The organism is Pedobacter sp. GW460-11-11-14-TSB4 (genome assembly GCF_059423705.1).
The window spans coordinates 88737-103806 of the sequence record NZ_JBWKYI010000020.1; the positions used below are offsets into that span (position 1 = coordinate 88737).

Here is a 15070-nt window from a genome sequence, read left to right on the forward strand (position 1 = left end):
GTCCCCTCTCTTTTAGGAGAGGGGATTTAGGGGTGAGGTTATGCTGTTTTAATCGCTTTCATCGCGGTCATTGCTTTACGCAAAGTAGCTCCGATTTGTTCTACTTCGTGTGAACGGATCGCCTCGTTGATATCAATTAATTTTCTGTTGTCCACTGCGCCATCTTTACCTTCGTTGAAATTTTTACCCACTAAATCAGTATCTACTTTTTTCATGAAATCACCTAAAAGTGGTTTACAAGCCTGATCGAATAAATAGCAACCATATTCAGCAGTATCAGAAATTACGCGGTTCATTTCGAATAATTTTTTACGTGCAATGGTGTTGGCAATAAGTGGTGTTTCGTGTAACGATTCGTAGTAAGCCGACTCTGGTTTAATACCTGCCTGTACCATGGTTTCGAAAGCCAATTCAACACCGGCACGAACGAAAGCAACCATTAAAGTGTAGTTATCAAAATATTCTTGCTCACCGATTTTAACATCACCTGCTGGTGTTTTTTCGAAAGCGGTTTCGCCAGTTTCAGCTCTCCATTTTAATAAATTTTTATCGCCATTTGCCCAGTCTTCCATCATGGTACGGCTAAATTCGCCACTCATAATGTCATCCTGGTGTTTTTGGAATAACGGACGCATAATGTCTTTCAATTCTTCTGAAATTTCGAAAGCTTTGATTTTAGCCACGTTGCTTAATCTGTCCATCATCGCAGTAATACCACCTTGTTTTAAGGCTTCTGTAATTACTTCAACGCCATATTGTACCAATTTAGAAGCATAACCGGCGTCGATTCCTTTTTCTACCATTTTATCGAATGATAGGATTGAACCTGTTTGTAACAAACCACACAGGATGGTTTGCTCGCCCATTAAATCAGATTTCACTTCAGCTACGAAAGATGATTTTAACACACCAGCTCTGTGACCACCTGTACCAGCGCAATATGCTTTTGCCTGTGCCAATCCTTTACCTTGAGGATCGTTTTCAGGGTGAACTGCAATTAAGGTAGGAACACCAAAACCACGAACATATTCTGCTCTAACCTCGCTACCCGGGCATTTAGGCGCAACCATAATCACGGTTAAATCTTTACGGATCTGCATACCTTCTTCTACGATATTGAAACCGTGAGAATATAATAAAGTAGCACCTTCTTTCATTAAAGGCATAATTGCATTTACAACAGCAGTGTGTTGTTTATCAGGAGTAAGGTTAATTACTACATCTGCATTCGGAATCAGTTCTTCGTAAGTGCCAACTGTAAAATTGTTTTCAGTTGCATTTTTCCAAGAATCGCGTTTGCCTTCAATTGCTTCCTTACGTAAAGTGTAGCTTACATCTAAACCACTATCTCTTAAATTTAAACCTTGGTTTAAGCCTTGAGCGCCACAACCTACAATTACCAGTTTTTTGCCTTTTAGTGCGTTAACGCCGTCTAAAAATTCGGAACTGTCCATGAAGTCGCAAACACCTAATTGGTTTAATTTTTCTCTAAGAGGTAATGTGTTAAAATAATTTGCCATTGTTTTTTATTGGTTAATTTCTATTTAATTATCAATTATATTTTGTTTTTTCATTCGGGTTGATTGCACAGATGGTTTGATTACACAGATTTTTTTATCCATTTTCCATCTCACATCTTCCATCCCTTACAATACTTTCTTTAACGCCCATGCGTAACCATAATGTACGTTATCATGGCCAATAGTTGTGATCAGAATTTCTTCTATGCTATTCATTTGTACACCATAGGTAGCGGTTGTGAAAGGAGTGATGTTCGAAAATTTTCCATTTGCATAATCTTCTTTTATTTTTTCAATGCTCGCTAATGCGATGGCTTTCAATTCTGCTACTTCTTCTTCAGTTACCGTATAAGATGGCTTGGTATCCTTTTTATAATACTCGTTAAATTTTACCGAAGCAGCATCTTGTAGTACACCCGTGCGCACGTAGCAAAGCGTTTGTGTACTCACTACAATGTGCCCGAAATTCCAGATGATGTTGTTGTTATAACCATCAGGAATTTTATTCAATTCTTCGATTGTTAAACCATCTATTAGCTGAATAAATGCCTTGCGCGAGTTGATTATAAAATCAAATACCTGGTTCATCATATTATATGCTGTATCTATCTAATTATCGTTTTGTTTTTCAGCTTCGGTTAATTCTTCGTTAAAGGTAATCTTGTTAAAGAACGGGTCGTTTACGGTTACGGCCCAGGTTCCGTAAAAAGTTTTTTCTAAACCTGGTCTGTTGTATTTGTAATTCTTTGCTGTTATTTCTTTATGGAATTCCTTTAAACCTACACAGTCAACATAAACATGTGCACCAGGAGAACTGTCTCCATGATGCTCGCTCAAATGTAATTCAATACCATTTAACGAAATCTGCATATAAACCGGAGTGTTTTCTTCAAAAGTATGTTCCCAGTCTATTTTAAAGCCCAACCAGTTTACGTAAAATTCAACTGCTTTATCGTAATCGAACATTCTTAAAATCGGTATGGCTTTATTGCATTTCATATTCTTTGATTTTTAACCGCAAAGCATGCAAAGATTTTTTGCAAAGATCCTTAAACGTTTTGCTTTGCCTTCAACCTTACACCCTCAACCTTCTACCTTACATAGTGAAAATCTTCTGTCCTTTTTCTAAAAACTCGTTTTCTACCAATTCTTCACCTGGTTCGAAAGCTTCAAATTCTTTCAGTTTTTCGTGGAATCCTGCGCTGTCTTTAATAATGGCTACTCTGGCAGATCTCACAAATTCAATCAGTTCGTAAGGTTCCAAAGCTTTTACCAAAGCATCCGTTTCTTCCCTGTGCCCCGTTACCGCAAAAACAGTATAATCTTTACGGATCACTACCGCACTGGCACCGTACTGTCTTAATAAACGCTCTACCGTTACTTTTTCTGCAATTTCATCAGTAGAAACTTTGTAAAGTGCCAGTTCCTGCCAGATAATTTCTTCGTTGGTGTTGAAATAAACTTTCAATACCTCAATCTGTTTTTCAATCTGGCGGGCTAGCTTTCTCACCACTTCGTAACCTTCGTGGATGACGATATTGAAACGGTGTATCCCATCAATTTCTGATGGAGAAGTATTTAAGCTTTCGATGTTGATTTTCCTTTTGGAGAAAATGATTGCAATCCTGTTTAATAAACCGATGCGGTTTTCGGCATAAACCGTAATGGTGTATTCCTGCTTTCCGTCTAAATCGGCTTTATCTATTTTATGTTCTATTGTATTTTCAGTACTCATGATAATTTCTTTTTTACCTTAAACCTTAGGCCTTTGAACCTTCTACCTTATTTCAGCCTGATTTCACTTACACTCATTCCTTGTGGAACCATTGGGAAAACGTTGTTTTCTCTACCAACCATTACTTCTAATAAGTAAGAACCTTCATGGTTGATCATGGTTTCTAATGCCTGTCTTAAGTTTGCACGTTCATCAACTTTGCTGGCTTCGATGTAATACGATTTTGCTAAAGCGACAAAATCAGGACTGGTGATATTAACAAAAGAATAGCGTTTATCATGAAATAACTGTTGCCATTGGCGAACCATACCTAAAAAGCGGTTGTTCAAAATCAGGATTTTTACTGCCGCACCAAATTGCATAATGGTACCCAATTCCTGAGGCGTCATCTGGAAACCACCATCACCGATAATGGCGATAACGGTTTTGTCAGGTGCACCATATTTAGCACCAATTGCAGCTGGTAAACCAAAGCCCATTGTGCCTAAACCACCTGATGTGATGTTGCTACGGGTATTGTTAAATTTAGCATAACGGCAGGCTACCATCTGGTGCTGACCAACGTCAGTAACAATTACGGCATCGCCACCACAAATTTCGTTAATGTTGCGCAATACTTCGCCCATGGTCATTTCATCACCTGTTGGGTAAAGTTCTGGAGTAATGACCTGATCAATTTCCTCCTGATTGTACTGTCTGAACTTAGCCAACCAATCTTCGTGTTTATTTTCGTTAACTAAATTGGTTAACAGGGGTAAGGTTTCTTTACAATCGCCCCAAACACCAACTTCGGCTTTAACATTTTTATCAATCTCCGCAGGATCGATATCCAAATGCACTACTCTAGCTTGTTTGGCATATTTATCTAAACGGCCGGTTACACGGTCATCAAAACGCATACCGATGGCAATAATTACATCGGCTTCGTTGGTTAACACATTTGGTCCGTAATTACCATGCATACCCAACATACCTACATTTAATGGATGCGAAGTTGGAATAGCACCTTCGCCCATAATGGTCCATGCGGCAGGAATTCCGGTTTTATTAATAAAAGCTTTAAATTCTTCTTCAGCACTACCTAAAATAACCCCTTGACCGAATAATACGAATGGTTTTTTAGCTGAGTTGATTAATTCGGCTGCCTGCTCGATATATTCAATCCTAACTTTTGGTTTCGGGCGATAACTGCGAATGTGGTTGCATTTTACATACTCAGGAAATTCCTCCAGCTGTAATTGTGCGTTTTTGGTTATGTCGATTAAAACCGGGCCTGGTCTGCCGCTTTTAGCGATGTAAAAAGCTTTAGCCAATACCTCCTGGATTTCTTTAGCATCAGTAACCTGATAGTTCCATTTGGTAACCGGAGTGGTAATGTTAATCACATCGGTTTCCTGAAAGGCATCTGTTCCCAATAAGTGGGCGAAAACCTGTCCGGTGATACAAACTAATGGCGTACTGTCTATCTGTGCATCTGCTAAACCTGTAACCAGGTTGGTTGCACCTGGTCCGCTGGTGGCGAAAACAACACCCACTTCGCCGCTTGCACGTGCAAAACCCTGAGCAGCATGGATACCACCTTGCTCATGGCGAACCAGTATGTGTTCTAATTTATCGGCATAATCATAAAGAGCATCATAAATAGGCATGATTGCTCCTCCCGGATAACCGAAAATGGTGGTTACACCTTCTTCAATTAATCCATTCAACAAAACCTGCGAGCCTGTTCCTTTGAATAAGGTTTTTGAGGTTTCTGCTTTCGCCTCGTTTTGTTGTATTGTATCTTGTGCAGTTTCCATAGTTATGTTTTTGCGGTTCTACTATTCTTTAATTTTAAACCCAATTCTTTGTCTGTCTTTCCACTTTATTTGTGCAATTTTTTCATCAATTAAGTTTTCCATTGCCTCATAAAGTTCGTTTAGCTGAACATCATGTTCACCAATCCGTTCTTTAATTTCTGTTAATTGTTCGTTAAGGTTGCTTTGTTTCAGCAAAATTTTACGAACATCAACAAAAGCCCTCATAATGGCAATGTTCATGTTAATGGCTTTGTCGCTATTTACAACACCGCTTAACATGGCTACCCCTTGCTCGGTAAAGGCATAAGGTAACTTTCTGGTGCCACCCCAACTTGAAATCACAATTTGTGATTTCAAGTTGGGGTGATCCTTTATCACAATTTGTGATGATGCACCCTGGTTAATCGCTTCTATTTGAAATTTTATATTTTCAAATTCTGCAGAAGTCAACTGAAACATGAAATCTTCCGGAAAACGTTTGATATTACGTTTTACAGCCTGATTTAATACTCTTGTCTCCACTTCATAAAGTGATGCCAGATCAAAATCGAGCATTACCCTTTCTCCCCGGATTTCATAAATCCTATTCTGAATACTTTTAATTATTTGCATAATCTATTTTCTTAGTAATCAATTAATCTGGGGGATGATTTTTTGATTTTAATATTCGTCAGTTACACAGCCACTCGCTGCGTCTGAAACTGTTTTAGCATATTTATATAAAACACCTTTTGTTACTTTTAATGCTGGTTGCACATAGTTTTTTCTACGCTCGGCAATCACTTCATCACTTACTTGCAGGTTGATGATGTTGTTTACCGCATCAATCAAAATCCGGTCTTCATCTTCTACTAGGCCAATTAAACCACCTTTGTAAGATTCAGGGGTGATGTGTCCAACCACAAAACCGTGCGTACCACCTGAGAAACGTCCATCAGTAATTAAAGCCACCGATTTACCTAAACCTGCACCAATAATGGCTGAGGTTGGTTTTAACATTTCCGGCATACCTGGTGCACCTACCGGACCAGAATTTTTAATTACAATTACATCACCAGGCTGAACACGTCCGCTTGAAATTCCCGCGATTAAATCGTGCTCACCATCAAATACACGTGCAGGACCTTCGAATTTTTCACCTTCTTTTCCACTGATTTTTGCTACTGAGCCTTTTTCTGCCAGGTTTCCATAAAGAATCTGCAAGTGACCTGTTGCCTTAATTGGCTCACTTAGCTTCTGAATGATTTTTTGATCATAATCCATAATCGATTTTACATCAGCCAAATTCTCAGCTACAGTTTTTCCGGTTACGGTCAGGCAATCGCCATGCAACAAACCCTCGTTTAATAAATATTTCAATACTGCCGGGATACCACCATATTGATGCAAATCCTGCATTAAGTATTTTCCGCTAGGTTTAAAGTCGGCAAGTACTGGTGTTACATCGCTCATGCGCTGGAAATCATCCTGGGTGATTTCGATGCCGATGGCTTTACCCATTGCAATAAAATGTAGTACTGCATTGGTACTGCCACCTAAAATGATAATAGAACGAATGGCATTTTCGAATGCTTTTCTCGTCATGATATCAGATGGTTTGATATCTTTCTCTAATAAAATTTTAATGTATTTACCCGCATCTAAACATTCTTGTTTTTTCTCCTCGCTGATTGCTGGATTTGAAGACGAATAAGGCAAACTCATACCTAAAGCCTCAATTGCTGATGCCATGGTGTTTGCCGTATACATGCCTCCACAAGCACCTGCACCAGGGCAAGTATGTTTTATGATGCCCTGATAATCTTCCTCAGAAAGGTTGCCACATATTTTCTGCCCCAAAGCCTCGAAAGCTGAAACGATGTTCAATTCTTCTCCTTTGTAATGTCCGGGAGCAATTGTACCACCATAAACCATAATTGAAGGACGATCTAAGCGTGCCATCGCCATAATGGCACCAGGCATATTTTTATCACAGCCAGGGATAGAGATAATGCCATCATAATATTGGCCACCGCAAATGGTTTCGATACTATCGGCGATTACATCGCGGCTTACCAGCGAGTAACGCATACCATCTGTACCGTTGCTCATTCCATCACTCACTCCAATGGTGTTAAAAACCAAGCCCACTAAATCATTCTTCCAGACCCCTTTTTTTACATCTTTTGCAAGATCGTTAAGGTGCATATTGCAGGTGTTACCATCGTAACCCATACTTGCAATACCGACCTGTGCTTTAGCCATATCAGCATCAGTTAATCCGATTCCGTAAAGCATAGCTTGCGCTGCCGGTTGTGTTGGGTCTTGTGTAAATGTTTTACTGTACTTGTTTAATTCGCTCATTGTTTAAAAGTGTATGTATGCTGTTGTATTTCAATTATTTCTTTTCGAGGCAAAAAAAAACCGCCTCTTTTTGGGAGGCGGTTTCGATTTGGTATATTTTTTATATTATACGCAACGATTTCCACCTCTCTTTTGAGAAATGACAATAATTAGGTTGCTAATAATGTTTGTGTTTATATTCATGTCTTTGATGAATCACAAACATACTAACTATTTAAAAAAAGCAAAGAACTATTTTAATCTTATTTATTTTTTTACGCCGATTACAATTCCTGTTGCCCAAACCTGCTTGGTTAATTGCAGGTCATCACGGGATTCTAAATCTTTAATCAATTTAATTGCCTTATCCTGATGACCATCAGGCCAATTGGATTGAGGCAGCATATCATCAATGATATAAAGTCCACCGGTGTTAAGCATGGATATCGCCTCATCTAAAAGCAAATATTTTCCATGCCAGGTATCAGCAAAAATATAATCGAACTTTTTGTCTTTATTCTTTTCGATCCACTCCGCACCATCGGTATCAACCAATGTTAAACGATCGTCACTGCCAAGAAATGTTTTGGCAATGGCTAAAAATTTAGCATCGTTATCAATCGAGGTAAGTGTACTATCTTGATCTAAACCATCTAAAATCCACGAAGTAGATAAACCTGTTCCGGTTCCAAGCTCCAGAAATTTACCTGAAGGTTTAGTGGCTGCAAGTGTTCTGAGTAAAGAGCAGGTCAACACATCAGATGCCATGTCAAATCCTGATGCTTTTGTTGCACCATTAATTTGCTGGTAGGCCTTCGGGAAGTGTTGATTAATTTCTTCAGTCATCTGCTTTTTGGATCTTTTTATTTTTGGTTGATGGTTTTTTGACTCATGGTTTATGGCCGAATTGGCTATCAACCATTTAACTATAATCTGTCAACCAATTTTAAATAATCACTTCATAATTTACCTTTTCCAATACCAGGTTTTTATAGGCACGTTGTATGGTATAACCGATAGATTCTCTCCATATTGGACGATAAACAATATCATCAATTGAGGCAATGCCAGCTATCTCTGTTGCTGTTCCGCATAAGAAAGCGCTGTCGGCATTTTTAAGATCTTCTATGGTTAGTTTCTTTTCAATACACTCTATATCCAAAACAGTGCAAAGCTCTTTTACTGTTGCACGGGTAATACCTGGTAAAATGTTTCCTAAAGATGGTGTAAATAATTTTCCGTCTTTTTCGAGGAAGATATTGGCTCCGGATGCTTCAGCAACAAAGCCATGCATATCTAAAAGCAAAGCTTCATCGTAACCTTTAATATTTGCGGCTGTAGTAGCTAAAATAGAATTAACATAGTTTCCACTCAATTTCGCTTCCATTGGAATTGATTTTGGGTTTGGTCTTTCGTAATCGGAAACGGTTAATTTTAATAATTTGTTGCCTGAATATGCATCCCATTCCCAGGCACAGATTAAGATCGAAACTCCACTCGGTTCGTTTAATTTCATGTTCGGGTGGCAAAATACCAAAGGGCGGATATAAGCATCTTTCAGTTTATTCAACTGAAGTAATTTATAGGTTGCAGCAATTAATTCTTGTTTATCCCATGGGAAAGGAATGTTTGCCAGCTGGCAAGAACGCTCTAAGCGGTCGAAATGTGCGGCAGCTTTGAAAATACGGTTGCCGTTGTGCGTTTTATAGGCTCTAATACCCTCGAAAGCAGCATAACCGTAGTGTAGCGACTGTCCGTAAAGGTCAGTACTGCTATTTACAGCCTTTTCAAACTGTCCATCAAGGTAAATAATCGTATTAGAATTATAGTATTTCATAATACTGTGTTTTGTTATTTAAAAAAAGCGTCCCGTTTGTATCGGGACGCTTTAGGTATATTTAGTTTTTTAAAATCTATTTAAACTGCGTCCGCTTGTTACCCCATAAAATGTTTAGGAGTAGGAGGTTAAGTAAAATGACAGGTAACAGCACTACATTGCCAGCTGCTTTTGCAGTAGTATATGTAGAAAAGATGTTATGCTGAGTGGTCATTATTATCTTATTGTTTATAAAAACCAATTTAGTTTTTGGTTCATTAATATGCAAGAGAAATCAGAAAAAAGTTAAATCAGTATATTATTCTTGTAATTTAGTCATAATCGAAATATTATTCTTAATCAGGGTTGTATTAGTTATTTAATGCCGATAGCCTTAGACTAAATATCAAAACGGTATACGGTCTGTTTGTTATGCTTGCATTATAAATTTTCTATTTTTCTGCCTAAAATGACCAAAAGTGCGCTGAAAATTGAAAATTCAGACAATATTTGGGCGTAGAAATGTAAGGAAAAATTCAAGCTTTTATATGGGCACGCAGTTACCGTTATACCCATTTACTACTTATTGAAAATAGTTACGTAATTTAATCGCATAAACTATCGCGATGAAAATAATTTATATCTTTTCGGTTCTTTTAATCGGATTATTCGTTAGTTGTTCTTCGACCGATTCGACACCCAATCTTAAGGGGGGTAATCAAACCATTTTAACTTCTGATACGGTGAAGTTATCTGTTAAGGTATCGGGCAAGGGGCCGGTTTGTATCTATTTGCATGGAGGCCCTGGTCAGGATTTTCTTTCCTTTGAAAAAATGGGTGGCGCCAAGCTCGAAAAATGTTTAACGATGGTTTATCTCGATCAAAGAGGATCTGGTCACTCGCAAAATGCAAAGAATTATAGTTTAGACCGGCTTGTTCAGGATGTTGAAGAACTGCGGTTAAAATTGGGAGTAGAAAAAGTGTACCTGCTTAGTCATTCTTTTGGTGGTATCCTGGCCATTAATTACGCGCTTAAATATCCTGAACATTTATCTGGTATGATCATGGCGAATACAATAGCCCATTTTATGAATCCGTGGCAGCTGCAGGAGCAAATAGCTTTTGGTTATAAATTATTGAAAAAAGATACCACTATTCGTGAAACTGATTTTAAAAAATTAATGGATCAAGCGGCTTTGGTCAGAAAGAAATTGAGTGCAGCACATCTCGGATATAAATATATTGCCAACGATGTAAATACCATTGTTAAAATGGATAGCATTGAAAGTTCATATAAGCGGACATCAGATTTTGGAATGACACTTTTTATGCCATTAATGGATCATACAAGAATTCAGAAATATCCCGAGTATTTTAAAAATTATGCTTTACTGACCAGCGAGATTAAAACCGCTACCTTAATTATAACGGGTAAGGACGACCATGCGGTTGGCCCGGATTATTATAAAAATTACAGGTTTCCGAACCAGGCAGTAGTACAGATAGATGGTTCGCATATGCTTTATTATGAAAAGAATAAGGAGTTTACTGCTGCTGTTTGTGGGTTTGTTAAGTAGGCAGATAAACAAAAAGCCTCCCAGATTTTTAAATCGGGAGGCTTTCTAAATGTTTAATTATTTTGCTTAAGCGATACCTTCGGCTAAAACCACAATTTTGTTGTGGATCGCTTCAACTACACCGCCTTTAATAAAAAAGCGTTGCTCATCAGCTTTGTTTGCTTTTATAATAACTTCTCCATCTTCTAAAGTAGAGATGATAGGGGCGTGGTCTTTTAAAATCTGGAAAGAACCTAAAGTACCAGGAACCGTAACTGCTGTTACTTCACCTTCGAAAACTTTTTTATCTGGAGTTAATATTTCTAAATTCATTCTTTTTTTCGTTTGGCGTGGAGCGTAGAGCGCAGCGCGTTAAAACGCTTAGCCCTTAATGCTTAACGCGTTTCTTAGTTCGCTTCTGCTAATAATTTTTTACCTTTTTCGATCGCATCTTCAATGCTACCAACCAAGTTAAATGCAGCTTCTGGGTACTCATCAACTTCACCATCCATGATCATGTTAAATCCTTTAATGGTATCTTTAATGTCAACCAATACGCCTTTTAAGCCGGTAAATTGCTCCGCAACGTGGAAAGGTTGAGATAAGAAACGCTGAACACGACGTGCTCTTGATACTACTAATTTATCTTCTTCAGATAATTCGTCCATACCTAAGATCGCGATGATATCCTGTAATTCTTTGTAACGTTGTAAAGTTTCTTTAACACGTTGTGCAGTGTTATAGTGCTCATCACCTAATACAGCAGGAGAAAGGATACGTGAAGTAGAATCTAATGGATCTACCGCAGGATAAATACCTAACTCGGCAATTTTACGTGAAAGTACGGTAGTTGCATCTAAGTGGGCAAAAGTTGTTGCCGGAGCCGGGTCAGTTAAATCATCCGCTGGTACATATACCGCTTGTACTGATGTAATTGATCCACGTTTTGTTGAAGTAATACGCTCTTGCATTAAACCCATCTCAGTTGCCAATGTTGGTTGGTAACCCACGGCTGATGGCATACGACCTAATAGAGCCGATACCTCAGAACCTGCCTGTGTAAAACGGAAGATGTTATCAACGAAGAAAAGGATGTCTTTTCCAGCGCCTTCGCCATCACCATCACGGAAATATTCTGCAACCGTTAATCCTGATAATGCCACACGTGCACGTGCACCAGGAGGCTCGTTCATTTGACCGAAAACCAATGTTGCTTTAGATTCTTTTAATTTTTCAGTATCAACAGCTTTCAAATCCCATCCACCTTTTTCCATTGAGTGTAAGAATTCGTCACCATAGTTAATTACACCTGACTCGATAAACTCACGAAGTAAATCGTTACCCTCACGAGTACGCTCACCAACACCTGCGAATACTGATAAACCAGCATAAGCTTTAGCGATGTTGTTAACCAACTCCATAATTAATACTGTTTTACCTACTCCAGCACCACCGAATAAACCGATTTTACCACCTTTTGCATAAGGCTCTAATAAATCGATTACTTTGATACCTGTAAAAAGCACCTCAGTTTCAGTAGATAAATCTTCAAACTTAGGAGGAGTTGCATGGATAGGGCGACCGTCTGTTTTATCAACTGTGTTGATACCGTCAATCGCTTCACCAACTACATTAAATAAACGACCTTTAATTTGGTCGCCAACTGGCATTTTAATCGCAGCACCAGTATCAACTACGTCCATTCCACGAACTAAACCGTCTGTAGAGTCCATTGAGATCGCACGTACGCGGTCTTCACCTAAGTGCTGTTGAACTTCTAAAACAATTTTTTGTCCATTTTCTTTCGTTATCTCTAACGCATCAAAAATTTTAGGTAGATGGGCATCATTAGCAAAGCTAACGTCAACCACTGGGCCGATAATTTGTGCTATTTTTCCTAAGTTAGGCATATCTGTTGTGAGTAAATTTATTACAGTCAATGAATTAAAGCTGTTTACAGGGGCTCCAATTCGGTTGGCAAAGTTAAGTTATTCTTACTTAATTTTAAATATATATTATAAATTTTTTCAACATGGTTTTTATAGATAATTTAGAGCCATAAATAAGGCATATGAAAACCATTTTAACAACAGGCAGCAACGGTCTTTTAGGGCAGAAATTAACTGAAAAAGTACTTGCCGAAAACAGGGCGAAGCTGGTAGCCACTTCAAAAGGCGAAAACCGCTATCCGGTAAAGGACGGCTATGAATATGCAGAAATGGATATTTTAAATGCTACTCAGGTTAGTGAAGTTATTGAAAGATACAGCCCTGACGCCATTGTGCACACTGCTGCGATGACCAATGTTGATACCTGCGAGGCTAATAAAGGACTTTGTCACCAATTAAATGTAGACGCCGTTCAAACATTAATATCAATATGTGAAGAAAAAAATATTCAGTTGATTCATTTAAGTACTGATTTTGTTTTTGATGGTGCTGATGGGCCTTATAAAGAAGAAGATGCTGTTAATCCGGTAAGTTACTATGGCGAATCGAAAGTACTGGCAGAGGAGCTGTTGAAAAACTCAAAAGCAAATTGGGCAATCTTAAGAACTATATTGGTATATGGGATCACCAGCGATATGAGCCGAAGCAATATTGTACTCTGGGCCAAAGGGGCTTTAGAAAAAGCATCGCCTATTAATGTAGTAAACGACCAATGGCGTATGCCCACTTTGGCTGAGGATTTAGCAGAAGCCTGCTTGTTAGCTGTAGAAAAAAACGTAAGTGGAATTTACCATGTGTCGGGTAAAGATTACATGAGTATTGCAGATTTAGTGCGAAAAGTTGCCGATTATTGGGGCCTTGATCAATCTTTTATTAATGAAATCAGTTCTGCAAGTTTAAACCAAGCGGCTAAACGACCCATTAGAACAGGTTTTGTTTTGGATAAGACGATTAGAGATTTAGATTACCGTCCGCATAGTTTTGAAGAGGGATTGGTAATTTTAGACCAACAGATGAAAGGTTAGTTTTGAGTCTAAAGTCTAAAGTCTTGAGTCAAGAGTCAAAGCAATCAAACAATTTAACAATATATTTAACCCATAAAAAAAGACATAATGGCATTACAAGTTGGCGATACCGCCCCTGATTTTAAATTATACACTTCTGACTTGACGGAAATTTCGCTTTCTGGTTTCAAAGGAAAAAAAGTAATTATTCATTTTTTCCCGATGGCTTTTACCGGAACGTGTACCGAGCAATTATGCACCATGCGTGATAATTTCAGTTATTATGAAGGAATAAATGCACAGGTAATCGGCATTTCAGTTGATTCTCCGTTCTCTTTGGCTAAGTTTAAAGAAGTGCAAAGTTACCAGTTCCCTTTACTGTCTGATTTTAACAAAGAAGTATCAGCAGCTTACGGTGCATTTTATGATGAATTTGTGTTCGGATTGAAAGGAGTTTCTAAAAGAGCAGCTTTTGTAATCGATGAAGAAGGAAAAATAGCTTATGCAGAAGTTTTAGAAGATGCCCATGATTTGCCTGATTTTAAAGCAATTAATGAAGTTGTAGCTAAATAACTTAGCGCTGAATGATATAAATTCATTCATCAAAAATAGCACTTGATATTAACCAATAAATATAAGCTCTAGATTTGCTAGAGCTTTTTTATTTAGGAATGTTGCTGTTGCTAATATTAAGATGCATATTGAGTTTTATTTTTAGATCTAAATATGGGGTTAATTCGATTTTTGTTAGCACTTTCAGTTGTCGCTACTCATTGTGGTTCTATTTTTGGATTTCAGTTTGTTGGCGGGCCAGTAGCTGTGCAGTCCTTTTTTATCATTTCAGGTTTTTATATGTCAATGATACTGAATGAAAAGTATACTGGTGTAAACAATTCCTTTTGGCTTTTTATTTCGAATAGATTTATCCGGCTTTACCCTGTTTATTGGGTGATTTTATTAGTAACTATTTTCGCCTATATTATTTTGGGTTTTACGACCAATTGGAGGGTATTTCCGGTTTTCGAAAGCTATCTATCCGTCAAGACTAATTTTATTTCTTTTGCTTATCTTATTTTTACACATCTCGTCATTTTTGGGCAGGACATTATGATGTTTATGGGGATAAGCCCCGGTAATGGTAGTTTTTACTTTACACCGAAGTTTTGGGAAACTACCCCACAACTCCATACTTTTCTATTTGTTCCTCAAGCATGGTCTCTGGGCCTGGAACTTACGTTCTATTTGGTAGCCCCATTCATATTAAGACGTGGTGTAGGCGTTGTAGTTATTTTAATATTTTTGTCACTATTTCTAAGGCTTTTTATCTATAATTTTTTGCATTTAGAAAATGATCCATGGTCCTATAGGT

The 15070-nt window shown here is 38.0% G+C and carries 15 protein-coding genes; 4 read left to right on the forward strand and 11 right to left on the reverse strand.

Annotated elements, in window-relative coordinates; genetic code table 11:
- Nucleotides 1-38 precede the first annotated feature (38 nt).
- The 9 genes from ilvC to ilvE all read right to left on the reverse strand — a co-directional run bounded on the left by ilvC (nt 39) and on the right by ilvE (nt 9213).
- Nucleotides 39-1520, reverse strand: a complete 1482-nt coding sequence (gene ilvC / locus AC07YT_RS18125) for a ketol-acid reductoisomerase (protein WP_086547569.1) — start codon at nt 1518-1520, stop codon at nt 39-41.
- A 126-nt stretch (nt 1521-1646) separates the two neighbouring features.
- Nucleotides 1647-2111 carry a DinB family protein gene (locus AC07YT_RS18130; RefSeq protein WP_086547568.1) on the reverse strand — a complete coding sequence of 155 codons (465 nt, stop codon included), beginning with the start codon at nt 2109-2111 and terminating at the stop codon, nt 1647-1649.
- Between the two features lie 18 nt (nt 2112-2129).
- Nucleotides 2130-2519 carry a glyoxalase superfamily protein gene (locus AC07YT_RS18135; protein ID WP_086547567.1) on the reverse strand — a complete coding sequence of 130 codons (390 nt, stop codon included), beginning with the start codon at nt 2517-2519 and terminating at the stop codon, nt 2130-2132.
- Nucleotides 2520-2616: 97 nt separating this feature from the next.
- Nucleotides 2617-3255 (reverse strand): acetolactate synthase small subunit, encoded by a 639-nt coding sequence (gene ilvN / locus AC07YT_RS18140; RefSeq protein WP_086547566.1) that lies wholly within the window; start codon nt 3253-3255, stop codon nt 2617-2619.
- A gap of 47 nt (nt 3256-3302) precedes the next feature.
- The gene (gene ilvB, locus AC07YT_RS18145; protein WP_086547565.1) at nt 3303-5054 is read right to left on the reverse strand and encodes a biosynthetic-type acetolactate synthase large subunit; all 1752 of its coding nucleotides are present in this window, start codon (nt 5052-5054) and stop codon (nt 3303-3305) included.
- A gap of 21 nt (nt 5055-5075) precedes the next feature.
- Nucleotides 5076-5666: an ORF6N domain-containing protein gene (locus tag AC07YT_RS18150; protein WP_086547564.1), complete on the reverse strand. Its 591-nt coding sequence runs from the start codon at nt 5664-5666 to the stop codon at nt 5076-5078.
- A 48-nt stretch (nt 5667-5714) separates the two neighbouring features.
- Nucleotides 5715-7397 carry a dihydroxy-acid dehydratase gene (gene ilvD / locus AC07YT_RS18155; RefSeq protein ID WP_086547563.1) on the reverse strand — a complete coding sequence of 561 codons (1683 nt, stop codon included), beginning with the start codon at nt 7395-7397 and terminating at the stop codon, nt 5715-5717.
- Nucleotides 7398-7643: 246 nt separating this feature from the next.
- On the reverse strand, nt 7644-8222 hold the full coding sequence (locus AC07YT_RS18160; RefSeq protein ID WP_086549400.1) for an O-methyltransferase: 579 nt from the start codon (nt 8220-8222) through the stop codon (nt 7644-7646).
- 100 nt (nt 8223-8322) lie between these two features.
- Nucleotides 8323-9213, reverse strand: coding sequence for a branched-chain-amino-acid transaminase (gene ilvE / locus AC07YT_RS18165; RefSeq protein WP_086547562.1), 891 nt, complete (start codon nt 9211-9213; stop codon nt 8323-8325).
- Nucleotides 9214-9818: 605 nt separating this feature from the next.
- Here ilvE and AC07YT_RS18170 point away from each other — a divergent pair.
- A complete protein-coding gene (locus tag AC07YT_RS18170; protein ID WP_086547561.1) occupies nt 9819-10769 on the forward strand; it encodes an alpha/beta fold hydrolase in 951 nt (316 codons plus the stop codon).
- Between the two features lie 66 nt (nt 10770-10835).
- Here the strand turns inward: AC07YT_RS18170 and atpC are convergent, their stop codons facing one another.
- Nucleotides 10836-11081, reverse strand: a complete 246-nt coding sequence (atpC, locus tag AC07YT_RS18175) for an ATP synthase F1 subunit epsilon (protein WP_055912620.1) — start codon at nt 11079-11081, stop codon at nt 10836-10838.
- Between the two features lie 74 nt (nt 11082-11155).
- Nucleotides 11156-12658, reverse strand: coding sequence for a F0F1 ATP synthase subunit beta (gene atpD / locus AC07YT_RS18180; protein WP_029276465.1), 1503 nt, complete (start codon nt 12656-12658; stop codon nt 11156-11158).
- 161 nt (nt 12659-12819) lie between these two features.
- Here atpD and AC07YT_RS18185 point away from each other — a divergent pair, with 161 nt between their 5' ends.
- The 3 genes from AC07YT_RS18185 to AC07YT_RS18195 all read left to right on the forward strand — a co-directional run.
- Entirely contained in the window at nt 12820-13722 is a 903-nt protein-coding gene (locus tag AC07YT_RS18185) for an SDR family oxidoreductase (protein ID WP_086547560.1), read from the forward strand.
- A gap of 87 nt (nt 13723-13809) precedes the next feature.
- Nucleotides 13810-14274 (forward strand): redoxin domain-containing protein, encoded by a 465-nt coding sequence (locus AC07YT_RS18190; protein ID WP_086547559.1) that lies wholly within the window; start codon nt 13810-13812, stop codon nt 14272-14274.
- Nucleotides 14275-14427: 153 nt separating this feature from the next.
- Nucleotides 14428-15070, forward strand: a 643-nt coding sequence (locus tag AC07YT_RS18195; RefSeq protein ID WP_494945446.1) for an acyltransferase family protein, incomplete at its 3' end; no start/stop codon positions are given.

What these genes read in the sequence shown, in the direction of transcription:
- AC07YT_RS18170 (WP_086547561.1), top strand. Translation starts at nt 9,819, where the DNA reads ATGAAAATAATTTATATCTTTTCGGTTCTTTTAATCGGATTATTCGTT.
- ilvN (WP_086547566.1), bottom strand. Translation starts at nt 3,255, where the DNA reads ATGAGTACTGAAAATACAATAGAACATAAAATAGATAAAGCCGATTTA.
- atpD (WP_029276465.1), bottom strand. Translation starts at nt 12,658, where the DNA reads ATGCCTAACTTAGGAAAAATAGCACAAATTATCGGCCCAGTGGTTGAC.
- AC07YT_RS18185 (WP_086547560.1), top strand. Translation starts at nt 12,820, where the DNA reads ATGAAAACCATTTTAACAACAGGCAGCAACGGTCTTTTAGGGCAGAAA.
- ilvB (WP_086547565.1), bottom strand. Translation starts at nt 5,054, where the DNA reads ATGGAAACTGCACAAGATACAATACAACAAAACGAGGCGAAAGCAGAA.
- AC07YT_RS18190 (WP_086547559.1), top strand. Translation starts at nt 13,810, where the DNA reads ATGGCATTACAAGTTGGCGATACCGCCCCTGATTTTAAATTATACACT.
- ilvC (WP_086547569.1), bottom strand. Translation starts at nt 1,520, where the DNA reads ATGGCAAATTATTTTAACACATTACCTCTTAGAGAAAAATTAAACCAA.
- AC07YT_RS18130 (WP_086547568.1), bottom strand. Translation starts at nt 2,111, where the DNA reads ATGATGAACCAGGTATTTGATTTTATAATCAACTCGCGCAAGGCATTT.
- ilvD (WP_086547563.1), bottom strand. Translation starts at nt 7,397, where the DNA reads ATGAGCGAATTAAACAAGTACAGTAAAACATTTACACAAGACCCAACA.
- AC07YT_RS18135 (WP_086547567.1), bottom strand. Translation starts at nt 2,519, where the DNA reads ATGAAATGCAATAAAGCCATACCGATTTTAAGAATGTTCGATTACGAT.
- ilvE (WP_086547562.1), bottom strand. Translation starts at nt 9,213, where the DNA reads ATGAAATACTATAATTCTAATACGATTATTTACCTTGATGGACAGTTT.
- AC07YT_RS18150 (WP_086547564.1), bottom strand. Translation starts at nt 5,666, where the DNA reads ATGCAAATAATTAAAAGTATTCAGAATAGGATTTATGAAATCCGGGGA.
- atpC (WP_055912620.1), bottom strand. Translation starts at nt 11,081, where the DNA reads ATGAATTTAGAAATATTAACTCCAGATAAAAAAGTTTTCGAAGGTGAA.
- AC07YT_RS18160 (WP_086549400.1), bottom strand. Translation starts at nt 8,222, where the DNA reads ATGACTGAAGAAATTAATCAACACTTCCCGAAGGCCTACCAGCAAATT.